This is a genomic window from Micromonospora sp. NPDC050795, from assembly GCF_044456785.1.
In the GTDB taxonomy this organism is placed as follows: Bacteria; Actinomycetota; Actinomycetes; order Mycobacteriales; family Micromonosporaceae; genus Micromonospora.
Map to the genome: position 1 here is coordinate 169213 of NZ_JBITGE010000004.1, position 25343 is coordinate 194555.

General features: G+C 71.0%; 26 protein-coding genes. 7 read left to right on the forward strand and 19 right to left on the reverse strand.

What is annotated here, in order from left to right:
• Nucleotides 1-2: 2 nt before the first annotated feature.
• The 6 genes from ACIBEF_RS05790 to ACIBEF_RS05815 form a co-directional block, all read right to left on the reverse strand.
• The gene (locus tag ACIBEF_RS05790; RefSeq protein ID WP_396791511.1) at nucleotides 3-389 is read right to left on the reverse strand and encodes a cytidine deaminase; all 387 of its coding nucleotides are present in this window, start codon (nucleotides 387-389) and stop codon (nucleotides 3-5) included.
• Entirely contained in the window at nucleotides 382-1806 is a 1425-nt protein-coding gene (locus ACIBEF_RS05795; RefSeq protein WP_396791606.1) for a hemolysin family protein, read from the reverse strand. Before ACIBEF_RS05795 ends, ACIBEF_RS05790 begins: the two co-directional genes overlap by 8 nt.
• A complete protein-coding gene (gene ybeY / locus ACIBEF_RS05800) occupies nucleotides 1782-2255 on the reverse strand; it encodes an rRNA maturation RNase YbeY (RefSeq protein WP_030491788.1) in 474 nt (157 codons plus the stop codon). Before ybeY ends, ACIBEF_RS05795 begins: the two co-directional genes overlap by 25 nt.
• 15 nt (nucleotides 2256-2270) lie before the next feature.
• Nucleotides 2271-3329: a PhoH family protein gene (locus tag ACIBEF_RS05805; RefSeq protein WP_238670385.1), complete on the reverse strand. Its 1059-nt coding sequence runs from the start codon at nucleotides 3327-3329 to the stop codon at nucleotides 2271-2273.
• Nucleotides 3330-3460: 131 nt separating this feature from the next.
• The gene (locus tag ACIBEF_RS05810) at nucleotides 3461-4858 is read right to left on the reverse strand and encodes a serine hydrolase domain-containing protein (RefSeq protein WP_396791513.1); all 1398 of its coding nucleotides are present in this window, start codon (nucleotides 4856-4858) and stop codon (nucleotides 3461-3463) included.
• A complete protein-coding gene (locus ACIBEF_RS05815; RefSeq protein ID WP_088988083.1) occupies nucleotides 4855-5214 on the reverse strand; it encodes a histidine triad nucleotide-binding protein in 360 nt (119 codons plus the stop codon). Before ACIBEF_RS05815 ends, ACIBEF_RS05810 begins: the two co-directional genes overlap by 4 nt.
• 97 nt (nucleotides 5215-5311) lie before the next feature.
• Between ACIBEF_RS05815 and ACIBEF_RS05820 the strand changes: the two genes are divergently transcribed.
• Nucleotides 5312-6073, forward strand: coding sequence for an SDR family NAD(P)-dependent oxidoreductase (locus ACIBEF_RS05820; RefSeq protein ID WP_396791514.1), 762 nt, complete (start codon nucleotides 5312-5314; stop codon nucleotides 6071-6073).
• A gap of 72 nt (nucleotides 6074-6145) precedes the next feature.
• Nucleotides 6146-7057 (forward strand): polyphosphate kinase 2, encoded by a 912-nt coding sequence (gene ppk2, locus ACIBEF_RS05825; protein ID WP_396791516.1) that lies wholly within the window; start codon nucleotides 6146-6148, stop codon nucleotides 7055-7057.
• A 20-nt stretch (nucleotides 7058-7077) separates the two neighbouring features.
• Here the strand turns inward: ppk2 and ACIBEF_RS05830 are convergent, their stop codons facing one another.
• The 3 genes from ACIBEF_RS05830 to hrcA all read right to left on the reverse strand — a co-directional run bounded on the left by ACIBEF_RS05830 (nucleotide 7078) and on the right by hrcA (nucleotide 10057).
• Nucleotides 7078-7812, reverse strand: coding sequence for a 16S rRNA (uracil(1498)-N(3))-methyltransferase (locus ACIBEF_RS05830; protein ID WP_396791518.1), 735 nt, complete (start codon nucleotides 7810-7812; stop codon nucleotides 7078-7080).
• Nucleotide 7813: 1 nt separating this feature from the next.
• A complete protein-coding gene (dnaJ, locus tag ACIBEF_RS05835; RefSeq protein WP_366612036.1) occupies nucleotides 7814-8959 on the reverse strand; it encodes a molecular chaperone DnaJ in 1146 nt (381 codons plus the stop codon).
• Between the two features lie 75 nt (nucleotides 8960-9034).
• Complete coding sequence (gene hrcA / locus ACIBEF_RS05840; RefSeq protein ID WP_354946410.1) at nucleotides 9035-10057, reverse strand: heat-inducible transcriptional repressor HrcA; 1023 nt, start codon at nucleotides 10055-10057, stop codon at nucleotides 9035-9037.
• A 225-nt stretch (nucleotides 10058-10282) separates the two neighbouring features.
• Between hrcA and ACIBEF_RS05845 the strand changes: the two genes are divergently transcribed.
• Complete coding sequence (locus ACIBEF_RS05845) at nucleotides 10283-10909, forward strand: DUF4870 domain-containing protein (RefSeq protein ID WP_393222732.1); 627 nt, start codon at nucleotides 10283-10285, stop codon at nucleotides 10907-10909.
• 67 nt (nucleotides 10910-10976) lie between these two features.
• Here ACIBEF_RS05845 and hemW read toward each other — a convergent pair whose 3' ends face one another.
• Complete coding sequence (hemW, locus tag ACIBEF_RS05850; RefSeq protein ID WP_396791608.1) at nucleotides 10977-12200, reverse strand: radical SAM family heme chaperone HemW; 1224 nt, start codon at nucleotides 12198-12200, stop codon at nucleotides 10977-10979.
• 19 nt (nucleotides 12201-12219) lie between these two features.
• Between hemW and ACIBEF_RS05855 the strand changes: the two genes are divergently transcribed.
• The gene (locus ACIBEF_RS05855) at nucleotides 12220-13008 is read left to right on the forward strand and encodes an enoyl-CoA hydratase-related protein (protein WP_396791520.1); all 789 of its coding nucleotides are present in this window, start codon (nucleotides 12220-12222) and stop codon (nucleotides 13006-13008) included.
• Between the two features lie 49 nt (nucleotides 13009-13057).
• On the opposite strand, the gene ACIBEF_RS05860 is transcribed toward ACIBEF_RS05855, so the two are convergent.
• Nucleotides 13058-13822, reverse strand: a complete 765-nt coding sequence (locus ACIBEF_RS05860) for an SDR family NAD(P)-dependent oxidoreductase (RefSeq protein ID WP_396791522.1) — start codon at nucleotides 13820-13822, stop codon at nucleotides 13058-13060.
• A 313-nt stretch (nucleotides 13823-14135) separates the two neighbouring features.
• Here ACIBEF_RS05860 and ACIBEF_RS05865 point away from each other — a divergent pair, with 313 nt between their 5' ends.
• Nucleotides 14136-14996: a hypothetical protein gene (locus tag ACIBEF_RS05865; RefSeq protein ID WP_396791524.1), complete on the forward strand. Its 861-nt coding sequence runs from the start codon at nucleotides 14136-14138 to the stop codon at nucleotides 14994-14996.
• Nucleotides 14997-15217: 221 nt separating this feature from the next.
• Nucleotides 15218-16120: a phytanoyl-CoA dioxygenase family protein gene (locus ACIBEF_RS05870; protein WP_357077088.1), complete on the forward strand. Its 903-nt coding sequence runs from the start codon at nucleotides 15218-15220 to the stop codon at nucleotides 16118-16120.
• Between the two features lie 103 nt (nucleotides 16121-16223).
• Here the strand turns inward: ACIBEF_RS05870 and ACIBEF_RS05875 are convergent, their stop codons facing one another.
• From ACIBEF_RS05875 to ACIBEF_RS05910, 8 genes are all read right to left on the reverse strand, one after another.
• Complete coding sequence (locus ACIBEF_RS05875) at nucleotides 16224-16865, reverse strand: MOSC domain-containing protein (RefSeq protein WP_396791526.1); 642 nt, start codon at nucleotides 16863-16865, stop codon at nucleotides 16224-16226.
• Nucleotides 16866-16945: 80 nt separating this feature from the next.
• Entirely contained in the window at nucleotides 16946-17776 is an 831-nt protein-coding gene (locus ACIBEF_RS05880) for a carbohydrate ABC transporter permease (protein ID WP_238678492.1), read from the reverse strand.
• Nucleotides 17773-18759 carry a carbohydrate ABC transporter permease gene (locus tag ACIBEF_RS05885; RefSeq protein WP_396791529.1) on the reverse strand — a complete coding sequence of 329 codons (987 nt, stop codon included), beginning with the start codon at nucleotides 18757-18759 and terminating at the stop codon, nucleotides 17773-17775. The genes ACIBEF_RS05880 and ACIBEF_RS05885 overlap by 4 nt, the downstream gene beginning before the upstream one ends.
• Nucleotides 18756-20042, reverse strand: a complete 1287-nt coding sequence (locus ACIBEF_RS05890) for a sugar ABC transporter substrate-binding protein (RefSeq protein ID WP_396791531.1) — start codon at nucleotides 20040-20042, stop codon at nucleotides 18756-18758. The genes ACIBEF_RS05885 and ACIBEF_RS05890 overlap by 4 nt, the downstream gene beginning before the upstream one ends.
• Before the next feature lie 251 nt (nucleotides 20043-20293).
• Nucleotides 20294-20578 (reverse strand): GlsB/YeaQ/YmgE family stress response membrane protein, encoded by a 285-nt coding sequence (locus tag ACIBEF_RS05895; protein WP_396791533.1) that lies wholly within the window; start codon nucleotides 20576-20578, stop codon nucleotides 20294-20296.
• A 528-nt stretch (nucleotides 20579-21106) separates the two neighbouring features.
• On the reverse strand, nucleotides 21107-21391 hold the full coding sequence (locus ACIBEF_RS05900; RefSeq protein WP_396791535.1) for a GlsB/YeaQ/YmgE family stress response membrane protein: 285 nt from the start codon (nucleotides 21389-21391) through the stop codon (nucleotides 21107-21109).
• A gap of 360 nt (nucleotides 21392-21751) precedes the next feature.
• Nucleotides 21752-23629: a translation elongation factor 4 gene (lepA, locus tag ACIBEF_RS05905; RefSeq protein ID WP_396791537.1), complete on the reverse strand. Its 1878-nt coding sequence runs from the start codon at nucleotides 23627-23629 to the stop codon at nucleotides 21752-21754.
• A gap of 116 nt (nucleotides 23630-23745) precedes the next feature.
• Nucleotides 23746-24282 carry a DUF4240 domain-containing protein gene (locus tag ACIBEF_RS05910; protein ID WP_396791540.1) on the reverse strand — a complete coding sequence of 179 codons (537 nt, stop codon included), beginning with the start codon at nucleotides 24280-24282 and terminating at the stop codon, nucleotides 23746-23748.
• Nucleotides 24283-24343: 61 nt separating this feature from the next.
• Between ACIBEF_RS05910 and ACIBEF_RS05915 the strand changes: the two genes are divergently transcribed.
• Nucleotides 24344-25324 (forward strand): phosphotransferase, encoded by a 981-nt coding sequence (locus ACIBEF_RS05915; protein WP_396791542.1) that lies wholly within the window; start codon nucleotides 24344-24346, stop codon nucleotides 25322-25324.
• Nucleotides 25325-25343: the final 19 nt, after the last annotated feature.

Here is a 25343-nt window from a genome sequence, read left to right on the forward strand (position 1 = left end):
GCTCACTGGGTCACCGTGCCGAGGACCGTGCCGTCCGGAGCGGCCACGTGGACCGGTGCGTCCGCCGCGAGGTCCCGTACCGCCGCGTGCCCGGCACCATCCAGCGTCGACGCCTCGGTCACCACCACCGCCGCCTCCAACCGACTCGCGCCGGCCGCCACGGCCGACGCCACCGCCAACTGCAACGCGGTGAGCGTCAGCGACGGCAGCGCGACACTGGCCGCCGCGTACGTCCGGCCGTCCTGGTCGCGGACTGCGGCGCCCTCGACGGCACCGATCCGCGCGCGGGCTCCCCGGGCCAGGACGACGAGCTTGCCGTCCTCGGCGCTCAGCGCGCCCGACGCGGTGGGGGTGGGCCGGGCGGCAGGCGCGGCGGGAGTGTCAGGCATCGGCGGATTGCCTCTCGTCGTCTCGATAGTTGTCCGTGTCGTCCCCGGGGCCGGCGTGCTCGCCGCGCCCCGTGGTGTCCTGCTCATCGCCGGGCTCCACCCGACTGACCAGGACGGTGTCGATGCGGTTGCGCCGGCCGGTGGTGCCCTCGGCGACCAGGCGGAGGCCGGCGACCTCGGCCTCGGCACCCGGGATCGGCACGCGCCCCAGCGACTGGGCGAGCAGACCGCCGACCGTCTCCACCTCGTCGGTGGGCAGGTCGGTGTCGAACATCTCGCCGAGGTTCTCCACCGGCAGGCGAGCGGTCACCCGCACCGAGGAGTCCGCCAGACGTTCGACGGGAGGGCGCTCGACATCGTACTCGTCGGTGATTTCACCGACGATCTCCTCGAGGATGTCCTCGATGGTGACCAGACCGCCGGTGCCGCCGTACTCGTCGACCACGATGACCAGGTGGTTGCGGGCCGCCTGCATCTCGGACAGCAGGTCGTCAACCGGCTTGGACTCCGGTACGAAGGTCGCCGGGCGCATCAGCTCGGCCACCGGCAACTGCTCGGCCCTCGGGTCCCCACCACGGGAGCGCCGGACCAGGTCCTTGAGGTAGAGCACCCCCAGCACGTCGTCGACGCTCTCGCCGATCACCGGGATGCGGGAGAAACCGGAGCGCAGGAAGAGCGCCAGCGCCTGCTCGAGCGTCTTGCCCTCCTCGATCCACACCATCTCGGTACGCGGCACCATCACCTCACGGGCGATGGTGTCGCCGAGCGCGAAGACGGAGTGGATCATCTGGCGTTCGCCGTGCTCGACCACGCCGCGCTGCTCGGCCAGGTCGACCAGCTCCCGCAGCTCCACCTGGGTGGCGAACGGGCCTTCCCGGAAGCCGCGCCCCGGGGTGACCGCGTTGCCGATCAGGATCAGCAGCGACGCGAGCGGGTTGAGCGCCCGGCCCAGCCAGCGGACCAGCGGTGCCACCGCACGACCCACGGCGTAGGCGTGCTGCCGGCCGATGGTGCGCGGGGCGACGCCCACCACCACGAAGCTGACCACTGTCATCGCGCCGGCGGTCACCAGCGCGGCCCGCCAGCCGGCGCCGAAGCTGTCCACCGCCACGAGCGCCACCAGTGTGGTGGCGGTCAGCTCGGCGAGCAGCCGCAACAGCAGGAGCAGGTTGAGGTGCCGGACGACGTCGCCGGCCACGACCTGGAGGGTACGGGCGCCACGCACGCCGTCGCGGGCCAGCTCGGCGGCTCGGGCCGGTGAGACCGCGGCGAGGGCCGCCTCGGTCATCGCGATCAGGCCGGCCAGCACCACGAGACCGGCCGCGAAGACGATCAGCTGAAAGTCGGGAAGGCCGGCGGTGGCGCCGGCCGCGAGTAACGGAGGAGTGGACATCACTGGGTGCGGGTCGACCGCCAGCTCGCCAGAAGCCGAGCCTGGAGTGCGAACATCTCCCGCTCCTCCTCCGGCTCGGCGTGGTCGTAACCGAGCAGGTGCAGCACCCCGTGCACGGTGAGCAGGTGCAGCTCGTCGGCGGGCGCGTGCCCGGCGGTCGCCGCCTGCTTGGCCGCCACCTCCGGGCAGAGCACGATGTCGCCGAGCAGGGCGGGCTCGCCGCCGGCCGGCGCGGACTCACCCGGGCCGTGGTCGACGCTGCCCTCGTCCATGGGGAAGGCGAGCACGTCGGTCGGGCCGTCGCCACCCATCCAGCGGTGGTTCAGCTCGGTCATGTAGTCGATGTCGACCAGCAGCACTGACAGCTCGGCGAGGGGGTTGACCCCCATCTCGTCGAGGGCGTGCCGGGCGACGGCGAGCACGGCGTCGGTGTCGACGTCGACACCGGACTCGTTGGCGATCTCGATGGACAACTGCTTTCCTCTGCTTTAGCGGCGGCGGCCGGCCCGGCCGCCCTGGGCGGGTCGCCCAGGCACGGCGTGAACGCCCTGCGCCTGCTGGTTCTCCCGCTCGGCGTCCCAGCGGGCGTACGCGTCGACGATCTCCCCGACGAGCTGGTGGCGGACCACGTCGGAGCTGGACAACTGGGAGAAGTGCACGTCATCGACGTTTTCCAGGATCTCCCGAACCACCCGCAGGCCGCTGCTCGTCCCGCCGGGAAGGTCCACCTGGGTGATGTCACCGGTCACGACGATCTTGGAGTTGAAGCCGAGTCGGGTGAGGAACATCTTCATCTGCTCGGGCGTCGTGTTCTGCGCCTCGTCCAGGATGATGAACGCGTCGTTGAGCGTCCGACCCCGCATGTAGGCGAGGGGGGCGACCTCGATCGTGCCGGCGGCCATCAGCTTCGGGATCGTCTCCGGGTCGAGCATGTCGTGCAGCGCGTCGTAGAGCGGGCGCAGGTACGGATCGATCTTCTCGTTGAGCGTGCCGGGCAGGAAGCCCAGCCGCTCGCCCGCCTCGACCGCCGGTCGGGTGAGGATGATCCGGTTGACCTGCTTGGCCTGCAACGCCTGGACGGCCTTCGCCATCGCCAGGTAGGTCTTTCCGGTGCCGGCGGGGCCGATGCCGAAGACGATGGTGTGGGTGTCGATCGCGTCGACGTACTTCTTCTGCCCGAGCGTCTTGGGGCGGATGGTGCGCCCGCGCCGGGAGAGGATGTTGAGTGTCAGGACCTCGGCGGGCCGCTCGGCGCTGCCCTGCTCGAGCATGCCGACGGTACGCCGAACGGCGTCAGTGGTCAGGGTCTCGCCTTTCTCGATGAGTTCGAGGAGCTCGCTGAAGACCCGCTCGGCGAGGGCGTTGTCCGCGGGGTCACCGGTGATGGTGATCTCGTTGCCGCGGACGTGCACGTCACTGGTGACCGAGCGTTCGACGAGTCTGAGGATCTCGTCGCCTGCGCCGAGCAGATTGACCATGATCTTCGGGTCGGGCACGGTGATCCTGGTCTGCACCCGGGGCGGGCCGGGAGGTGGGGTGCCGGTCATAGGTTGGGCCGAAGGGCCCTGCGCCACCTGCTCTCGATCTCGGCGCCGGCCTGCTGGCCTGGCGTGCGGACGTTACACCCATCGTATCGGTTCAACGCGGGCCGCATCGCGCCCATTTCCGCTGGCCGCGATCAACTCCCGGCCCGGAAGTCGTACCGGTCGAAGGTCTCCTGGTGGCGGGTGAACCGGTACGTCGCCCAGTGCATCCGGACCACCGCGCCGGCCTCGTCCCGGGTCAGCCGCAGCAGCTCCCCGACCTCCCGACCGGAGACCACCCGGAACACGTCCGGCTGGTCCGGCAGCGGGGTGAAGATCGCCGGCGGACGTCCGGTCGGGTCACCGACCCCGCGCGCCCGCAGGCTGCCGTCGTGCCACGAGAAGACGTACTCGGAGCCCTCGCCCCACCAGCGGCCGAGCACACCCCGCAGGGCCGCCGGCGCGGGTGCGCCGGGCCGCCAGGGCTCGATCTCGGCCGGGTCGCGCTCGACCGCCGCGGCGAGCAGCCGGTGCGACAGGTCGAACAGTTCGGTCGCCGTGCCGGACGAGCCGAGCACGGCGGCGCCCATCGCCCCGGGCGTGCCGTCACCGCCGCGACGGCCGTACGCCCCGGCGAGGAACCCGGGCATCGCCCCGTCGTGCCCCACGTGCATCACCCGTTCCCCCTGCGGGATCAGGATCAGCCCGAGCCCGAAGCCCGCGCCCCAGAGCGTCTCGTCGGTGGTGGTCAGCGGCCAGCGCATCTCGTCCAGGGTGGCCGGGGCGAGGACCGCGCCGGCCGGGTCCAGCGCCGCCGGGTCGGCCAGGAACGCCGCCCAGCGGGCCATGTCGGCGGCGGTGCTCCAGAGCTGGGCGGCCGGGCCGACCGCGCCGAAGTCGGTCGGCGGTTCCGGGTGCGCCTCGTCGGAGTACGCGTCGACCAGGAACCCGGTGGCCGCCGTCGGGCGTGGGGTCACCGTGGTGTCGGTCAGCCCCAGCGGAGTCAGGATCCGCTCGGTGAGCGCCTGCGCCCAGCCGCCGCCCCGGAGCCGGGCGACGAGTTGGCCGAGCACGGCCACGCCCAGGTTGGAGTAGTGGAACCGCCGGCCGGTCGGCAGCACCCGCTCGGCCCGGTCCAGCTCGGCGACCAGTTGGTCGTCGTCCGGTGCGCGCAGGCTGTCCCATACATCGCCGAACGGCTCGCGTTGCAGGCCACCGGTGTGCGACAGCAACCGGCGTACGGTCAGCTCGCCGTGCGCCGGGAGGTCCAGGTGCCGGCCCACCGGGTCGTCCAGATCCAGGAGCCCGTCGTCGCGGCACTGCAGAACCAGCACCGCGGTGAACGTCTTGGTGATCGAGCCGATCCGGAACTGGGTGCCCGCGCCCAGGGGGCTGTCGGTGCCGGTCTCGCCGACGGTGCAGCTCCAGAGCGGTCGGTCGGCCCGGTGCAGGGCCGCGGAGACCGCCGGCACCCGCGATTCGGCCTGCACCCGCCGGACCAACCGGGCCAGGTGCTCATCCACCGGAGAGCCGGGCGCCGCCGCTGGGGTCACGCCAGGTCCCGGGCGAGCATCGGGCCGAGCGGCGCACCACCGAGCAGGTGCGCGTGCACGTGGAACACCTCCTGCCCGCCGTACGCGCCGGTGTTGAACATCAGGCGGAAACCGTCGCCGAGCAGCCCCTCGTCCTCGGCCACGGCGGCGGACGTCGCCAGCACGTCGGCGGCCAGCGCCGGGTCACCCTGGGCGAGCGTGGCGACGTCGGCGTAGTGCTCCTTCGGAATGACCAGGACGTGCACCGGCGCCTTCGGGTCGATGTCGCGGAAGGCGAGCGTGGTGTCGGTCTCCCGGACCACTGTGGCCGGGATCTCCCCGGCGACGATGCGGCAGAACAGGCAGTCGGATCCCATCGGAGCAGTGTAGGGACCAACGGGCCGGGAACGCTCCGGCGCGGCGACCGCCACCGGCCTGCTCGCGGGGAAGGCACGCTGAGGCAGGATGGCCGGCATGACGGATCGGGCGGTACTCGTGACCGGGGCCTCGCGCGGGATCGGCCGCGCGGTGGCGGAGGCGTTCGCAGCCGGCGGTGACCGGGTGGCAATCCACCACCGGGACTCCGCCGACGCGGCCGAGGAACTGCGCGCGCACCTGCCGGGCACCGGGCACGTGGTGGTCCGCGCCGACCTCACCGATCCGGACGCGGTCCGGGTCATGGTCGACCGGGCCGCCGAACTGCTCGGCGGGCTGGACGTGCTGGTCAACAACGCGGGGACGTACGGCGACCGCGACGACCCGCACCCGATCTTCGGCGCGTCGTACGAGGAGTGGCAGCAGCGCTGGCGGCAGGTGGTGGAGACCAACCTGACCGGCGCCGGCAACGTCATCTGGTGCGCCGCCCAGCACATGCGCCAACGCGGGGGGCGGATCGTCAACGTCTCGTCCCGTGGCGCGTTCCGCGGCGAGCCGCACCAGCCGGCGTACGGGGCCAGCAAGGCGGGGCTCAACGCGCTGGGCCAGTCCCTCGCCGTGGCGCTCGCGCCGTACGGCATCACGATCGCCACCGTCGCGCCGGGCTTCGTGGCGACCGACATGGTCACCGAGTACCTGCACGGCGAGCAGGGCGCGGCGATCCGGGCGCAGAGCCCGTTCGACCGGGTGGGCCGACCGGAGGAGATCGCCGCCGCCGTGCACTGGCTCGCCTCGCCGCAGGCCGAGTGGGCCTCCGGCACGATCGTCGACCTCAACGGCGCTTCCTACCTGCGCAGCTGACGTCCACGCCGTCCGCAGATCACCCGACCGGGGAGGTGGTTGGCGGGTCAGGGGAGGGTAAGTCCCACCGACATGGCCGACTCCGCGCTGCTGGACCTCACCGCCGACTACCGGGTGGCCGATGGCCACGACGACGACCCTGTCCTGCTCCGCCCCGACGGCACCCCCGTCGAGACCTGGCGCGAGGACTACCCGTACGACGAGCGACTGGACCGCGACGAGTACGACCGTGACAAGCGGCTGCTCCAGATCGAGCTGCTGAAGCTCCAAGACTGGATCAAGGAGTCCGGCGAGCGTTTGGTGATCCTCTTCGAGGGCCGGGACGCCGCCGGCAAGGGCGGCACCATCAAGCGCTTCATGGAGCACCTCAACCCGCGTGGCGCGTCGGTGGTGGCGCTCGCCAAGCCGGACGAGCGGGAAGCCGCCCAGTGGTACTTCCAGCGCTGGCTGGCACACCTGCCGGCGGCCGGCGAGATCGTGCTGTTCGACCGTTCCTGGTACAACAGGGCTGGCGTGGAGCGGGTGATGGGCTTCTGTAGCCGCAAGGAGTACCTGGAGTTCCTGCGGCAGGCCCCGGAGCTGGAACGGATGCTGGTGCGCTCGGGCATCCGGCTGGTCAAGTTCTGGTTCTCCGTCTCCCAGAACGAGCAGCGCACCCGGTTCGCGATCCGTCAGGTCGACCCGGTCCGGCAGTGGAAGCTGTCCCCGATGGACATCGCCTCACTCGACCGGTGGGACGACTACACCGAGGCCAAGGAGGCGATGTTCTTCTGGACCGACACGGCCGACGCGCCGTGGACGGTGGTGAAGAGCAACGACAAGAAGCGGGCCCGGCTCGAGGCGATTCGGCACGTGCTGAACCGCTTCGACTACGCCGGCAAGGACCCCGCTGTGGTCGGCACACCGGACCCGCAGATCATCGGGCCGGCCGGGCTGGACCTGGGCCCGGAGGAAGAGGTGGTGCCGGTGTTCCCCCGGCCCTGATCGAGTGCGGAGCGGACGGGTCACCAGCGGCCGAGGCGGGCGGCGAGCACGCTGAGGGCCGCCACCCCGGCGGTGGAGGTGCGCAGCACGGCCGGCCCGAGGCGTACGGGTCGCCCGCCGGCCTCGACGAAGGCGGTCAACTCGGCCGGGGCGATGCCACCTTCTGGGCCGATCACCAGCACGATCTCGCCGGCGGGGGGCAGCTCGGCGGTGGTGAGCCGGTCGTCGGCCTCCTCGTGCAGCACGAACCCGACGGCGGCACCGGCGATCCGGCGGGCAACGGTGGTGGTGGACTCGTCCGGTGCTCCGGCCACCACCGGCAGCCACGGCCGGCGGGCCTGCTTGGCCGCCTCCCGTGCGGTGGCCACCCACTTCTCCCGGGCGCGTACGCCCCGGTCGCCGCGCCACTGGGTCACCGAACGCGACGCCGCCCAGGGCACGATCTCGTCCACCCCGACCTCGGTCATCGCCTGCACGGCCAGCTCACCCCGGTCGCCCTTGGCGATGCCCTGCACCGTCACCAGTCGAGGTACGGGCGCGTCCGCGTACCCCCGGGAGGTGACGGTGACCTCCAGGCTGCCCCGGCCGACGGCCGTGACCACGGCGGCGGCCGTGCCACCCCGACCGTCGGCGAGCAGCAACTCCTCGCCGACGCGCAACCGCTGGACGGTCGCGGCGTGGTGCCCCTCCGGGCCGTCCAGGGTCAGCGCGTCGCCGGTGGGCAGCGCCTCCACCAGGAACAGCGGCGCGGACACCTCAGGCGTGCCCGTTGAACGCGTCGCGCATCCGGGAGAAGAAGCCGCCCTGCTTGGACAGCTCGGCGACCTCCTCACCACGGGTCTTGGCGAAGTCGCGCAGCATCTTCTCCTGGTCCGGGTCGAGCTTGGTCGGCGTCCGCACGTCCAGGTGGACGTAGAGGTCGCCCCGGCCGGTGCCGCGCAGGTGCGGCACGCCCCGGGCGCGCAGCCGCAGCGTGCTGGCCGGCTGGGTGCCGGCCTTGACGTCGACGGTCTCCTCGCTGTCCAGCGTCTTGATGGTCAGCCGGGTGCCCAGCGCCGCCGCCGTCATCGGCACCGTGACCCGGCAGTGCAGGTCGTCGCCCTTGCGGGAGTACACGTCGTGCGGGCGCTCGTGGATCTCCACGTAGAGGTCGCCGGCGGTGCCGCCGCCGGGGCCCACCTCGCCCTGTTGGGCCAGCCGGATCCGCATGCCGTCCTCGACACCGGCCGGGATCTTGACGGTCAGCGAACGGCGGGTCCGCACCCGGCCGTCGCCGGCGCAGGTGGGGCAGGGGTGCGGGACGGTGGTGCCGTAGCCCTGGCACACGGTGCACGGCCGGGCGGAGACCACCTGGCCGAGGAAGGTGCGCTGCACCGACTGCACCTCGCCCCGACCACCACACGCCTCGCAGGTCGCCAGGTGCGTGCCGGCGGCCGTGCCGGCGCCGGAGCAGGTGGTGCAGAGCACCGCGGTGTCGACGGTGATCGGGGCCTCCACGCCGAAGGCCGTCTCGTGCAGGTCGAGTTCGAGCCGCAGGATCGCGTCGGCCCCAGGGCGGGTACGCGGCCGGGGGCCACGGGCGCCACCTCCGGCACCGCCGAAGAACGCGTCCATGATGTCCTGGAAACCGACGAACGGGCCGGCGCCTCCGGGGCCACCCGGGCCGCCGGCACCGCCGCCACCAGGGGCGAGCGGGTCACCACCCAGGTCGACGATCTGCCGCTTCCGGTCGTCCGAGAGGACCTCGTACGCGGCGTTGATGTCCTTGAACTTCTCCTGAGCCTCCGGGTCCGGATTGACGTCCGGGTGGAACTGGCGCGCCAGCTTGCGGTAGGCGCGCTTGATCTCGTCATCGGAGGCTTCCCGGCTCACACCGAGAATGCCGTAGTAGTCCCTGGCCACTGCGTTCCGTGTCCTCATGTTCGTCTCGCGTTGCGCCGGTCGGCGGCCGCAGCCGGCCGCATCGGCCCTGACCAATCAGTTCTGGGCCAGCAACTCGCCCACGTAGCGTGCCACGGCGCGGACCGTGGCGATGTTGCCGGGGTAGTCCATCCGGGTGGGCCCCAGCACCCCCAGGCCGCCCAGGATGGTGGTGCCCGGGCCGTACCCGGTGCTGACCACCGAGGCGGCTCGCAGGTTGTCGAACTCGTTCTCGTCGCCGATCAGCACCCGGGTCGTGCTCGGCTCGGTCTCACCGATGAGCTTGAGCAGCACGACCTCCTCCTCCAGAGCTTCGAGGATCGGCCGCAGGGAGCCCTGGAAGTCGAGCAGGCCACCCCGGGTGAGGTTCGCGGTGCCGGCGAGGGCGATCCGCTCCTCGTGCCGCTCGACGAGCGTCTCCAGCAGGACGGTGGCGAGCGTGGTCATGGTCGGACGCAGACCGGTCGGCGCTTCCTCGACCAGCGCCTGCACCAGCGGGGGCGTCTCGGACAGCCGGGCGTTGGCGAGCTTCTCGTTGATCAGTCGGCGCAGGTCGGTGACGTCGTCGGCGGGCACCGGGCCGGGCAGCTCCACGAGTCGCTGCTCCACCCGCCCGGTGTCGGCGATCATGACGAGCATCAACCGGGTGGTGGAGATCGGCACCAGCTCCAGGTGACGCACCGAGGAGCGGGCCAGGCTCGGGTACTGCACGACGGCGACCTGTCGGGTCAGCTGGGCGAGCAACCGCACCGTGCGGTGCACCACGTCGTCGAGGTCGACCGCGCCGACCAGGAAGCGCTCGATGGCCCGGCGCTCGGCCGGGCTGAGCGGTTTGACCCGGGACAACCGGTCGACGAAGAGGCGGTAGCCGCGGTCGGTGGGCACCCGGCCGGCACTGGTGTGCGGCTGCCGGATGTAGCCCTCCTCCTCCAGCACGGCCATGTCGTTGCGGACCGTGGCCGGGGAGACCCCGAGCTGGTGCCGCTCGACCAGCGCCTTGCTGCCGACCGGCTCCTGGGTGGAGACGTAGTCTTCGACGATGGCGCGGAGCACGGCGAGTTTCCGGTCGTCGAGACCCATCCTCCGCACCTCCTGTCGCACGTCGGCCGCCGGCGCTCTGGGCCGGCCGGGCCGTCCTGGCACTCGACTGTAGCGAGTGCCAGTCTACGTCGGCGGGCCCGCCCACGCGATGATCAACGGCCACCCTTCGGTGCGGCCCACGACACCCTGGTGGGCCGATCGGCCCGCACTGCGAGGCGAAGTCGCTCTGGTGCGGCGTTGCCACCGGCACCTACCGTGACATCCATGACTGAACCTCCTCGCCCTCCCGGGTCGGGCGACCCCGGCAACTACCCGCCGGAGCCCACCTCCCCCGGGCCGTACCCGTCGGCCGAGCCGCCCACCGCACCACTCTCCGGGGCGCCCGGCCCGGCCGGCTATCCCCCGCCCGGTGGCTATCCGCCGCCCACCGGTGACCAACCGCCGTCAGGCGGCTACCCTCCGGCAGGCGGATACCCCCCGCCCGGGGGCTATCCCCCGCCCGGCGGCTACCCGGCCGGTGGGGCCTACGGCGGCCCCGGCGGTGGCTACGCCAACAACGAGGACAAGACCTGGGCGCTGGTCGCGCACTTCGGCGGCGCGCTCGGCGCGCTGGTCAGTTTCGGCCCGCTGGGCTTCGTCGCCCCGCTGATCGCCTACCTGGCCCGCGGCCAGCAGTCGCCGACCGTCCGGGCGCACGCCCTCGCCGCCCTGAACTTCCAGATCCTCTGGTCGATCATCGCGTTCGTGCTGCTCTTCGTGAGCTGGTGCCTGCTCTTCCTGCCCAGCATCGCCGTCGTGGTGATCCAGATCCTGTTCGGGATCATCGCCGGCATGAAGGCCAATGAGGGCACCCCGTACCGCTACCCGATGACTGCCACCTTCATCAAGTGAACCGGGCCGGCCGCTCCCCCGGCCGGCCCGATTCACCGCCGTCCCTCATCCGGGAGCGGTGGGCCACTCAGGGCAGCAGATCGCGGACGACCGCGTCGGCGAGCAGCCGCCCGCGCAGGGTGAGCACCGCCCGGCCGGCGGCGTACTCGTCGGCTGCCAGCAGACCGCCGGCCAGGGCCCGCTCGGCACCGGCCCGGCCGGCCGCGTCGAGCACCGCCAGCGGGAGACCGCTGGCCAACCGCAGCCGGAGCATCACGTCCTCCATGTGCGCCTCGTCGACGGTGAGCACCTCCCGGGCCAGGCCGGGAGACTCCCCGGCGGCCAACCGCTTGGCGTACGCCGAGGGGTGCTTCACGTTCCACCAGCGGACCCCGCCGACGTGGCTGTGCGCCCCCGGCCCCAGCCCCCACCAGTCCGCGCCGGTCCAGTAGAGCAGGTTGTGCCGGCAGCGGGCCTCCTCGGTGCGGGCCCAGTTGGAGACCTCGTACCAGGAGAGCCCGGCCGCGTCGAGCGCGGCCTCGGCCGCCAGGTAGCGGTCTGCGGCCACGTCGTCACTGGGGTACGCCAGCTCGCCGCGCCGCATCCGGGCGGCGAGCCGGGTGCCGTCCTCGACGATCAGGGCGTACGCGCTGACGTGGTCCACCCCGGCGGCGACGACCTGCTCCAGCGAGGCGGCGAAGTCCTCGGAACGCTCCCCCGGGGTGCCGTAGATCAGGTCCAGGTTGACGTGCTCGAACCCGGCGTCGCGCGCCTCCAGGGCGGCGGCGGTGGCCCGACCGGCGCTGTGTTTGCGGTCCAGGATCGCCAGCACCCCCGGGGAGGCGGACTGCATGCCCAGCGAGATCCGGGTGTAGCCGGCGGCCCGCAGCAGCTTCAACGATTCCGGGGTGACCGACTCGGGGTTGGCCTCGGTGGTCACCTCGGCGTCGGCGGCCAGCCCCCACGTGCTGTCGATGCCGTCGAGGATGCGGGCCAGGTCGTCGGCGGGGAGCAGGGTGGGCGTGCCGCCGCCGACGAAGACGGTGTCGACCCGGGGCGGCGGAGTGTCGCCGAGCACCCGGGCGGCGAGCCTCAGCTCGGCCAGCACCGTGTCCGCGTACCCCTCGCGGCTCGCGCCGCCGCCCAGTTCGGCCGCGGTGTAGGTGTTGAAGTCGCAGTATCCGCAGCGACTGGTGCAGAACGGCACGTGCACGTACACGCCGAAGCCGCGCGCGCCGACCGCCGCGGTGGCGGTGGCGGGCAACGATCCGTCGACGGGGACGGTCTCACCATCTGGAAGGACGCCGGGCATGGCCACTAGTGTGCCCGGCATGACCTCTCCCGACGTCCTCGTGCGGGTCGCCACGGCCCGTGGGGTGACCACCCTCACCCTCGACAGCCCGCACAACCGCAACGCCCTCTCCACCGCCCTGATGACCCAGTTGCTGGCCGGGCTGGCGGACGCGGTCGCCGACGAGGCGGTGCGAGTGATCGTGCTCGACCACACCGGCCCGGTGTTCTGCTCCGGCGCGGACCTGAAGGAGACCGCTGCGGCGTACGCCAGCGGGACGGTGCCGGCCGCGATGCTGGGTGACGTGCTCGCGGCGCTCTGGGAGTGCCCGAAGCCGGTGCTGGCCCGGGTCGGCGGGCCGGCGCGGGCCGGCGGGCTGGGCCTGATCGCCGCCGCCGACCTGGCGGTCTGCGCCGACGAGGCGACCTTCGCGTTCACCGAGGTCCGCATCGGGGTGATCCCGGCGGTGATCTCGGCGACCGTGCTGCCCCGGCTGCACCCGCGCGCCGCCGCCGAGCTGTACCTGACCGGGGACACCTTCGACGGCCGCCGGGCCGCCGAGGTCGGCCTGGTGACGGCCTCGGTCCCGGCGGACGAGTTGGACGACGCGGTACGGGGCTACTGCGACTCGCTGGTGCGCGGCGCCCCCGGTGCGCTGGCCGGCGCGAAGGAGCTGCTGCGTCGACCGGGCACCGCCGAGTTGCGGGCCGACCTGGCCCGACTCTCCGCCGTCTCGACGGGCTACTTCCTCTCCGACGAGGGGCGCGAGGGGGTCTCCGCGTTCCGCGAACGTCGGCCGGCTCGATGGGTGCCCGCTCTCGAAGACTGACGATGTGGGCGCCGCCGTGGTTCGGCGGCGCCCACGGTGTCCTGCCGGGTCACCAGGCGGTCGCGCCGCCGTCGACCGGGTAGTTCGCCCCGGTGATGTACGACGCCCGGTCGGACGCGAGGAAGACCACCAGCTCGACGATCTCCTCGGGGCGCGCGAAGCGCTTGAGGAGCGTCTTGGCCGTGATGGCGTCCCGCGCCTCCTGGTTGTCACCGAGGTCGCGTTCGCTGGCCGGGGTGAGGGTGGGCCCGGGGCTGACCGCCACCGCGCGGATGCCGTGGGGCGCACCTTCGAGGGCGAGCTGTCGCGTCATGCCGATGATGCCGGCGTTCGCGGCGGTGTGACCGACCATCGGCGGGACGTGGCCGCCGATCATCCCGGCCATGGAGGCGGCGCTGATGATGACACCCCCGCCGCGTCGGACCAGGTGCGGCCAGGCGAACTTCGACACGAAGTACGGAATGTCGAGTTCTCCGGTGATGGTGTAGCGCCAGTCCTGCACGGAGAAGTCGGGCATCGGGCCGAAGCGGAGCGCGGCGGCGTTGTTGTAGACCACGTCGAGCCCGCCATAGGTGGCCGCGGCGTCGTCGACGAGCTTGCGTACCTGCTCGGGGTCGGTGAGGTCGACCGGCGCGATGCCGGTCATCTCGCCGCCCGCGCGCCGGACGAGTTCGACGGTCTCGTCGTTACCCGCGACCTGGAGGTCGGCCCCGACGACCTTGGCGCCCTCGCGGGCGAAGGTCAGCGCCGCGACGCGGCCCAGGCCCCCGCCGGTGCCGGTGATCAGCACGACCTTGCCATCGAGCGTTCCCATGGAACTCCTCCTCGTTCAATGACCAACGCGCCCGGCTTTGTGGCGGTAGGTCAGATTGACATGTCAACCGAGTTAAGTCCTTGACCGCTCAATCGCTTCCCGATGTCGCGTACCCCGTGACGCGCACGACAGCCCTGCACGTCGCAATGGCGTGGCAGGTGAGATCGCGACCGGAGCGGGAACGTCGCCAACCGGTACGCGGCAGCGGAGCCGGCCCCGAACCGGTCGGACTCGGCCAGGCCGGGCCCGAACCGCTCGGACGACCCGGAAGGGGCCTGCGGGGACGTACGCTTGTCGGACTGTCGATCTGGGGGTGTGGGTGCGAACTCGGGCAACCGTGGCGGGTGGAGTGGTGCTCATCCTCGTCGCCGTGATCGCGATCTGGCTCGTCGTACGACAGGTCGGCGACAACCTCAGACTGCCGCTGGTGGCACGCAAGTGCACGGTGCAGGCCGACGGACGTGTCGCGCTGGACGCCGACCAGATGGCGAACGCGGCGACCATCGCGGCGATCGGCGCGAAGCGCGGAATGCCCGAGCGGGCCGTCGTGGTCGCGCTCGCCACCGCGTACCAGGAGTCCGGGCTGCGCAACCTCGCCGACGGCGACCGCGACTCGGTCGGCCTGTTCCAGCAGCGGCCGAGCCAGGGCTGGGGCACCCCGGCGCAGATCCGCGACCCGCGGTACGCGGCGAACCGGTTCTACGCGGCCCTCAAAAAGGTGCGCGGCTGGGAGAAGATGCGCGTCACCGATGCCGCCCAGCGGGTGCAGCGCTCGGCGTTCCCCGAGGCGTACCAGAAGTGGGCCGACGACTCCGAGGTGCTCAGCCGGGCCCTGCTCGGCGACGCCAGCGGCGCGGTCGCGTGCACCGTGGGGCGCACCCCGGCGATGCACGGTGCGGCCGCGGCCGCGCAACTGACCCGCAACCTGGTGCTGGACTGGGGGCTCAAAGGCACCGACCCGACCGACCAGACCGGGTTGGCGGTGACTCCGGGCGACCAGCGCGACGGCTGGCGGTACGCGCACTGGCTGGTCTCGCACGCCCAGGACCACGGCGTGAAGCGGGTCAGCTTCGGCGACCTGGAATGGACCGCCCGCGGCGGCTCGTGGGGCCGGGTGGACGGCCGCCAGAACCCCGCCGGCCAGGTGGTCGCCGAGGTGTTCAACGAGGGCTGACCGACCCGGATCTCTTAACCGGCAGTCACCGCACAATCGGGCAATCCGCACTGATTCGCACTATTGATCACGCAGATCTCACTCTGTGCGCTTCTCTCGCTGCGTGGGGTCCCGCCGTGGCCCAATCCCGCACCACGCCCTCCCCGAGGCCTGGACAGCCGCGTTACGATCGGCGGCCTGTGCCAGAAAAGGTTTCACCTCATGGGGAGGGGTACGACGCGGTGTTCGATTACGGCGACCGGACCGGTTACGAACCGATCAGCGACACTGACCGCAAGGAGTTCCACGAGCAGGGCTTCCTCCTGCTGCGCAACGTCCTGACGGAGGACCACCGGGCGGCGCTGGAGGCGGCTGTCGACCGCGTCTACGCGGAGGAGCAGGCCAAGGGCACCACCAAGAAGGACGGCACCCTGCACCTGCTGGGCTTCCTGGAGCGCGACGAGCTCTTCGGTGAGCTGCTGACCCACCCGATCGCCTTCCCGTACATGTGGGGGCTGGCCGGCTGGAACATCTACACCCACCACAACCACCTGGACGTCACCCCGCCGGCCGCCGAGCCGGAGAAGCCGTACTGGGGTTGGCACCAGGACGGGTACCGGCAGAACTCCGACCCGGAGACGATGGACCCGAACCTGCCTCGGCCGATGTTCTCGCTGAAGGTCGCGTACGTGCTGTCGGATCTCTCCGAGACCGGCCGCGGCGCCACCAAGGTCATCCCGGGTAGTCACCTGAAGAACTCGCTGCCCCGGCCGGCGGACCTGACCGTGCAGAACCCCGACCCGGAGGGCACGGTGGAGATCACCGCCAACCCGGGCGACGCCTTCATCTTCGACCGCCGGCAGTGGCACTCGCGGTCGACGAACCTGTCGACCATCACCCGCAAGATGCTCTTCGTCGGCTACACCTACCGGTGGATCCGTCCGCTGGACGAGCTGCACCCCGACGTGAACGGCGAGTGGTACCGCAACCGCACCCCCGTGCAGCGCCAGCTGATCGGTGAGGGCACCCACACCGCCAACTACTGGGGCATCAACTGGGACGGGTACGTCGACGACGAGATCCCGCTGCGCAGGGAGCTCAAGGAGCGCGGTCTGCTCGACCGCAACATCCCCTGGCTCCGCTGATCCCTGCTCGTGGAACGGCCCCCCGTCACGCTCAGCGATGACGGGGGGCCGTTCCACATGTCGACGCCGGCGGTCGCCGGCCGCGTGGGCTTACGCCGACCAGCTAGCCACGGGCGGCGAGGCGACGGCGGGCCTTCTCCCGGATCGACTCCGGCAGGTCCTCCGCCTCGAGCAACCGAGGCAGCAACTCCGGCTCCAGGCTGGTCGCCCGGAACACCTCACCGATGGTCACACCGTGCGTCGGCCGGTCTACCACCTCGACCGGGTCGCCCGGGCCGACGTCCCCCTCGCGCAGCACCCGCAGGTAGGCACCGGGCATCGCCCGGGCGGTGAACCGCTTGATCAGATCTGGTACGCCCCAGAACCCGGCGAAGGTGGTGCACGGCGTGCGCGGCTTGGTGACCTGGAGCAGGGCCGAACCGACCAGCCACTGCTCACCGATCACCGCGCCGGTCACGTCGACCGCGTAGGTGGACAGGTTCTCCCCGAAGCCACCCGGCCGGACGTCGCGGCCCAGCTCCGCCGCCCACCATGCGGCGTCCTCCTCCGCGTAGGCGTAGACCGCCTGGTCGGGGCCGCCGTGATGGGCTCGCTCACCGATGAAGTCGCCGACCACCCCGTCGAAGCGGATCGGCACCGGGCCGTCCACCGGCCGCTTGTCGATGCCGCTGCGACCGCTCGCATCGCCGGCCCACTCCGCCTCGGTCACCACGCCGAGGTTCACCGCTGCCACCCTGCCCGTCATGACGGCCAGCCTAGTGGCGGTGCACCGCCGAGCAGTCCACCCGGCTTCGGGTTGGTACCGCCCAGCCCCCCGATGCGGGCTCAGCCCTTGACGGCGCCAGCCACCAGGCCGGAGACCATCCGGCGCTGCACCAGCAGGAAGAAGATGATGACCGGCAGGGTGAACAGGGTGGACGCGGCCATCACCGGCCCCCAGTTGGTGTCGTCCCGACCGAAGAAGAAAGTCATCGCCACCGGCAGGGTGTAACTGCCCTGGTCGTTGATGAACGTCAACGCGAAGATCAGCTCGTTCCACGCGGTGATGAAGGAGAAGATGCTGGTCGCCACCAGGCCGGGCGCGACCAGCGGAAAGAGCACCCGGCGGAAGATCTGGGCCCGGCTGGCCCCGTCGATCGCCGCCGCCTCCTCCAGTTCCTTCGGCACCGCGGCGACGAAGCCGCGCAGCATCCAGACCGCGAACGGCAGCGAGAAACCGAGGTACGTGAGGATCAGGCTGGGCAGGGTGTTGTAGAGCCCGAGCCGCTGGATCATCAGGAACAGCGGGATGACCAACGCCTCCAGCGGGATCATCTGCACCACCAGCAGCATGATCAGGAAGCTGGTCCGCAGCTTGAAGCGGAACCGGGCCACAGCGGTCGCGGCGAGCAACGCCACCAGGCCGCTGAGCACCACAGTGGAGACCGCGACCAGCGCGCTGTTGAGGAAGAAGTCCAGGAAGCTGACGCCGGGGATCAGGTTGCCGGTCAGGATCTCCCGGTAGTGCGCCAACGTCGGATGGGTCGGCACCGGTTGCGGGGTGGCCGAGAAGATCTCGTTGCTCGGCTTCAGCGAGGTGGAGATCATCCAGTAGACCGGGAACGCCGCGAAGAGCGCGACCAGCAGCCCGGCGCCGTTGAGGGCGATTTTCTTCACGACTCGTCCTCCTGCCTGAGCACCATCCGCACGTAGAAGCCGGTGACCACGAGCAGGATCAGCGTGAGGATCACCGCGATCGCAGCGCCGAGCCCGTACTTGGGCGGCGGGGAGAAGGCTTCGGCGTACGAGTAGATGGCGAGCATGAACGTCGGCCGGTCCTGGGTGCCGCCGGCCAGCACGAACTGCTGGGTGAAGACCTTGAAGTCCCAGATGGTGGAGAGCACGATCAGGATCCCGAAGACCGGACGCAGCAGCGGGAACGTGATCTTCCAGAAGACCCGCCACGGGCTGGCACCGTCCACCCGGGCCGCCTCGTGCAACTCGCTCGGCACGCTCTTGAGACCGGCCAGCACACTCACCGCGATGAACGGGAACGAGTGCCAGACCACCACCAGGGTGAGGATGGCGAAGAAGAGCAGCGGCGAGTTGAACCAGCCGTAGCCGGTCCAGTCGCTGCGCCCGAACAGGCTGGTCGAGAGGCCGTCCGGCAACGCGTTGAACAGCCACGTGACCAGGCCGCTCGTGTCGTCGAAGATCCATTTCCAGACGATGGTGCCGGTCAGCGCCGGCGTGGCCCAGGCGAGCATCACGCAACTGGCCACGAACGTCGCCATCTTTCGACCGAGCCGGTTGAGCAGCAGCCCCACCAGGGTGCCGAGCACCATGGTGAGCAGCACGTTCGCCGCGGCGAACAGGACCGTGTTGCGCAGCACGGTCAGGAAGAACGGGTCGGAGAGGATGTCGGTGTAGTTGCCGAGCCCCACCCACGGCCACTCCCGATCGCCGCGCAGTTGCCGGACGCTGTTCAGCCGGTAGAAGGACATCCCCACCACCTGGCCCAACGGCCAGAGCAGCAGCACTCCGATGATCAGCAGGGCGGGCAGGAGCAGCAGGTAGGGCAGGCGGTCCACCCGGCGACGCCGCCGCGCAGGGGTCTCCCGCGCGGCGGACGTCTCCGGCACCTCGGTCAGCGTGGTCACTTGGCGTTGAGGATGCTTTCCATCTCAGCGGCCGCGTCGGCGGTAGCCTTCTCGACCGTCTTCTGACCCTTCATGACCGAGCTGTTCATCGCCTGGGTCACCGTCTTCGTCCGGCTGACCTCCACCCACTTCGGGGTGAGCGGCGTGAGCTTGGTGTTCTGCATCGTGGTGGCGAACGACGCCATCACCTTGTCGTTCGCGTACGCGTCACCGGAGACCAGGTCCTGGTAGACGGGGAAGAAGCCGAGGCTGCTCGCGAAGCTCTGCGCGTTCTTCTTTTTCAGCAGCACGGTCAGGTAGTCCCAGGCCAGGTCCTGCCGCTCGCTGTCCTTCCAGATCGCCACGTCCGAGCCGCCCGCGAAACCGGGCGCCGCCTTGCCGTCCGGGCCGGGGATCGGGAACGTACCCCAGACCTTCTCGATCTCGGGGTTGTCCTTCTTGATGGCGCCCTGCTGCCAGCTACCGGCGAAGGCCATCGCGGCCTTGCCGGTGGCGAACTGGGTACGCGCGTCGATCTCGTTCCAACCCGCCGCCGCCGGCGGGGCGACCTTGTGCACAGTCACCAGATCGGTCCAGAACTTGACGGCCCGCTGCGCCTCGGGCGTGGTGTAACCGGACTTCCAGGTGCCGCCCTGGTTGCTGGCGATCTCGCCGCCGGCACCCCAGAGGAAGGAGTAGAAGGGCAGCTCGGAGTTGCCGGGCAGGGCGATGCCGTAGGTGCCCTTCTTCTTCGCCTGCACGGTCTTGGCAACGGTGACCAGGTCGTCCCAGGTCTTCGGGGGCTGCACGCCGGCCTCGGCGAACCAGTCGGTGCGGTAGTAGATCGCCCGCACACCCGCGTACCAGGGCACGCCGTACTGCTTGCCGTCGAGCTGAGCGTTGCGCACCAGGTCGGGCAGCAGATCCTTGCCGTCGGCCCAGCCGCCCATCCGACCACTCACGTCGGCGAGCGCCTCCTGGGCGGCCCAACCCTGAGTCTCGGTGTTGCCCAACTCGGTGATGTCCGGCCCCTCACCGCCGGCGAGCGCCGCCTGGAACTTCTTCGGCGCCTCCAGCCAGGGGATGTACTGCACGACCACATCGGTGTCGGGGTGCTTCTGGCGGAACTCGGCCTCGACCCCGTCGAGGAAGGAGTTCTGCGCGTCCCCGCCCTCACCCATCATCCAGACCGTGAGCTTGCTGTCGTCGGCCGCGTCGTCGCCGGACCCTCCACAGCCGGTCAGCACCATCGCGGCCGAGGCCACCATGGCGGTGACCGGGGCCAGCCGCTTCCACCTGTTCACGCCACTTCTCCCCTCGCGCCGCCTGGAACTAACCTTCTCCGCCGCACCCTAGTACGGAGAATTCCTTTACGACAGTGGGAGGGACTGGCCGAAGCGTGGCGACCGTACCGCAGCGGCCCGACGACCGGCACTCCAACATCTGGCCAAAGTCGGGCCTAACAGCACGAAAGAGCGCCCGGCTCTCGGCCGGGCGCTCTTTCCAGTCGTACTGTCCTACCGGTGGTGCTGTGTCGCCAGATGATGCCAGGTCGTTACCGGGTCACGCGGCGGCGGCCACCCACACCGGCCACCAGCGCGACAGCGATCGCGGCAACCACGACCTGCACCAGCAGCTCGGTCCAGTCGATGCCGCTCGTCTCGGTCGCGATGCCGATGGCCCGCGCCAGGACGGTGCCCAGCAGCGCGGCACCGACGCCGATCAGCAGGTGCAGCCAGATCGGCATGTTCTGCCGACCCGGGACGACCAGGCGGCCGAGCGCGCCGACGATGAGACCAACAACGATCGCAGTGATGATGCCCCACACGGTGAGCTCCACGGCCACCCTCCTTCAAGAATGTCTGACACACGGTGCGTGTGCTTCCTGTCGTGACCGTTAATTGCCCTACCCACCCAAAATCCAAACCGACTTCACGGCCCAGACGATCACGACTTGGTGAACACAGGCACGGACCACAAACCGCCCCGCGCCCGCGCCCCGCGCCCGCCGATCTTGCACTTTCGGTGGTCGATAGGAGTGGGATACCCGGAATGTCGCAGCAGAAAGTGCAAGATCGGCCCGGTCGGAGTGACTCCGTGACTCCGCGGTACTGCTCGAACCACGTCCCGCGCTCACGCTCCAGTGCGCCCGTTCCGTATCGCACCCAAGATCGTGCTCCATCCTGGTTGTAGTGGTACCGCGGCCAGGTGGAGGCCACTAGAACCAGGATGGAGCACGATCTTGGCGCTGGACGGGCACCCAGCCGGATCAGACCCCCGTCGATCGAATTCGATCAAGCACCGAGGGGCGCCCGGCCTGATGGCCGAGCGCCCCTCGAAGGTGTTGCGGTACTACGAGTTGCTGGTGTTAGCGGGTCACGCGGCGGCGGCCACCCACACCGGCCACCAGCGCGACGGCGATCGCGGCCAGCACGACCTGGACCAGCAGCTCGCCCCAGTCGACCCCGTTCGTCTCGGTCGCGATGCCGACGGCACGGGCCAGGACGGTGCCCAGCAGGGCCGCGCCGATACCGATCAGCATGTGCAGCCAGATCGGCATGTTCTGCTTACCCGGGACGACCAGGCGGCCGAGCGCGCCGACGATGAGACCAACAACGATCGCAGTGATGATGCCCCACACGGTGAACTCCACGGTCGCCCTCCTTCAAAGAATGTCTGACACACGAGGTGTGTGCTTCCTGTCGTGACGGCTAAGTGCCCGACCCACCGAAAGCCCAAACCGACTCACTTCGAAAGACAACGCCAGTTGTCAATGCTTCGAAGGTGCGTCGGTTGGCGCGGAGGTACGTCCACACAGGTAGGAGCCCATCTCCTCGGCCCACCGCCCCTCGGCAGCGACCGAAAAAATTTCCGCACTGGTGGTCGCACGCACGGCACCGCAGCGCTGGGCGGCCGGCAGACACGGCGGTGCACCGGGGCCAGGGGGCGAGTACACCCCGAAACGCGACGCGCCCGGGTGCGGATGGCACCCGGGCGCGTACGGCGACGCGAACTACTTCTTGCCGGCGGCCTTGCCGTCGCCGGAGTCGGAGGAGAGGGCGGCGATGAAGGCCTCCTGCGGCACCTCGACCCGGCCGACCATCTTCATCCGCTTCTTGCCTTCCTTCTGCTTCTCCAGCAGCTTGCGCTTGCGGCTGATGTCACCGCCGTAGCACTTGGCGAGCACGTCCTTACGGATCGCCCGGATGGTCTCCCGGGCGATGACCCGGCTGCCGATGGCCGCCTGGATCGGCACCTCGAACTGCTGGCGCGGGATCAGGGTGCGCAGCTTGGCGGCGATGGTGACGCCGTAGTTGTACGCCTTGTCCTTGTGCACGATGGCGCTGAACGCGTCCACCGGCTCGCCGTGCAGCAGGATGTCCACCTTCACCAGGTCGGACGCCTGCTCGCCGGAGGGCTCGTAGTCGAGTGAGGCGTAGCCCTTGGTGCGGCTCTTCAGCTGGTCGAAGAAGTCGTAGATGATCTCCGCGAGGGGCAGCGTGTAGCGCAGCTCCACCCGGTCGGCGGAGAGGTAGTCCATGCCGAGCAGGGTGCCGCGCCGGCCCTGGCAGAGCTCCATCACCGCACCCACGTAGTCGTTGGGCGTCAACACGGTGGCCCGGACCACCGGCTCGTACACCTCGGCGATCTTGCCGGTGGGGTACTCGCTCGGGTTGGTGACGACGATTTCCTCGCCGTCGTCGGTGATCGCCCGGTAGACGACGTTGGGCGCGGTGGAGATCAGGTCGAGGTTGTACTCGCGCTCCAGCCGCTCGCGGATGATCTCCAGGTGGAGCAGGCCGAGGAAGCCGCAGCGGAAGCCGAAGCCGAGCGCACCGGAGGTCTCCGGCTCGTAGTCGAGGGCGGCGTCGTTGAGCTTGAGCTTGTCCAACGCCTCGCGCAGGTTCGGGTAGTCGGAGCCGTCGATCGGGTAGAGGCCGGAGTAGACCATCGGCTTCGGGTCCTTGTAGCCACCCAACGCCTCGGCCGCCGGCCGGCTGTTGATGGTGACGGTGTCACCGACCCGGGACTGCCGGACGTCCTTCACACCGGTGATGAGGTAGCCGACCTCGCCGACGCCGAGCGCCTCGGCCTTGACCATCTCGGGTGAGATGACACCGATCTCCAGCAGCTCGTGCACCGCGCCGGTGGACATCATCTTGATCCGGTCGCGGGCGCTGATCCGCCCGTCGATGACCCGGACGTACGTGACGACGCCGCGGTAGACGTCGTACACCGAATCGAAGATCATCGCCCGGGCGGGCGCCACGGCGTCACCGACCGGTGGGATGAACTGCCGGACGATCTCGTCGAGCAGGTGCGGGACGCCCTCGCCGGTCTTGCCGGAGACCCGGATGCAGTCGGCCGGGTCGCCGCCGATCAGGTGGGCCAGCTCCTCGGCGTACTTCTCCGGCTGCGCGGCCGGCAGGTCGATCTTGTTGAGCACCGGGATGATGCGCAGGTCGTTCTCGAGAGCCAGGTAGAGGTTGGCCAGGGTCTGCGCCTCGATGCCCTGCGCGGCGTCGACCAGCAGCACGGCACCCTCGCAGGCGGCCAACGACCGGGACACCTCGTACGTGAAGTCCACGTGCCCCGGGGTGTCGATCATGTTGAGCACCGCTTGCTCACCAGCCCGCTCACCCTCGCGGATGGTCCACGGCATGCGGACGGCCTGGCTCTTGATGGTGATGCCGCGCTCGCGCTCGATGTCCATCCGGTCCAGGTACTGCGCGCGCATCTGCCGCGGGTCGACCACGCCGGTGAGCTGCAACATCCGGTCGGCCAGGGTCGACTTCCCGTGGTCGATGTGGGCGATGATGCCGAAGTTCCGGATGCGACCGGGGTCGGTGGCACCAGGGGCGTTCGCGCCGGGATCGAGCTTCGGTGGCACAGCGGTCCGTTCTGGTCGGCTGACGTGAACAGGCCGGCGCGCCGCCGACCCCCTCTATGTTCCCACGCCGCCGGGGTGCGCCCACTGCGCGGGCGATGGAACGGCCCGAGGACCCCTCACTCCATCGGCGGCTCGACGAAGAGCGCGGCCAGCCGGGGCAGCCGGCGACGCGCCTCGTCCTCGTCGTCGAAGTCCCAGAAGTCGTTGAGATCCGGCGTCCGCACCGGGTCGCGGTCCGCCGGCAACTCGGTAGCGGTGGCCTTGCGGTACGCGTCCCACGGCACCGAGAGCATCTGCTCGGCGGAGAACTCCTCGCCGCTGAGCGAGGCCGCCCGCACCTGGGGCAGTTCGGCCAGCGAGTCCGGTTCGGTGACCGCGCCGGCGAAGACGGCCCGACCCTGGGTCATCAGCCAGCCCCGGAAGTGTTCGAAGCCCTCAGCCGAGGCGCCACCGTTGATCAGGTACGCGGCACCCCACAGATCCGCCTTGTGCGAGGCGGCCAGCACCCGCGTCTGGTGCCGCGCGTACCCGATGATGTCCGCCGGGTCGCGCTCGGCGAGCAACGCCACGGCTCGCGCGGCGACCGGGCCAGGCTCACCCCCGCCGCCGGCCCGCGCCTGGTCGATCAGCTGCCAGAAGTCCTCGGTCCTCATGGCTTGGCAGTCTGGCAGTGTCGCCGTGCGTCGCGCACGTACCCCGGTGCAGCATGGTGTGATGTCCCCTCCCCCGCTGCCGCCGTACCACGCGAGCGCCCAGCGCCCGTCGTGGCCGGCGCTACCGGCGGCGCTGCGGGCCGCAATCGCCGAACGGCTCGGCGCGCCGGTGGTCACCGCCCGGGTCGCGGGCGCGGGCTTCACCCGCGGGTTCGCCGCCGTGCTCGACACCGCCGACGGTGGTCGGGCCTTCGTGAAGGCCGCGCCCGCCGCCGAGCAACCGCACCTGGTCGACTGGTACGCCCGAGAGGCCGCGATCCTCGACCGGCTGCCGGCGGACCTGCCGGCGCCCCGCCCCCGGTGGACCCTCGCCGCGGCCGGTTGGTTCGTGCTCTGCACCGATGCCGTCGACGGCCGCACCCCGCACCTGCCCTGGGTACCCGCCGAGTTGGACGCCACCCTCGCCGGATACGCGCGTGTCGCCGCCGCCCTGGCCGACCCGCCGGGCGAGCTGACCGCGCTCGGCCTGCCGCACCTGGCCGACCTGGCCCGGTCGGACATCCTCTGGTGGGAGGAGGTCGCCGCCGGTCGGGAGCCGACCCCACCACTGCCCGCGCCGCTGCTCGGCCGGCTGCCCGAGCTGGTGGAGTTGGAATCCCTCCTCCCCCGTTACGCCGCCGGAGCGACCGGCCTGATTCACGGCGACCTGCGGGTCGACAACGTGCTGATCGACCCGGACGGCCGAGCCTGGTTCTGCGACTGGACCTGGGTCTGCTCCGGGCCGGCCTGGTTCGACCTGGCCGGCCTGCTGCTCACCGCGTACGCCAGCGGGCTGGACGCGGACCGGCTCTTCGCCGCGCACCCGGCCACCGCCGGCGCGCCCCCGGACGCGCTGGACGCGACCCTGGCGGCGTTGGCCGGCTACTACCTCACCGGTGCTGCGGCGGCACCGCCGACGGCCTCGCCGCACCTGCCCGCCCACCAGCGGTGGAGCGGCGAGCAGTCACTCGACTGGCTGGCCCACCGTCAGGGCTGGCGGTGACGCGGACCGCCGGCCCGGC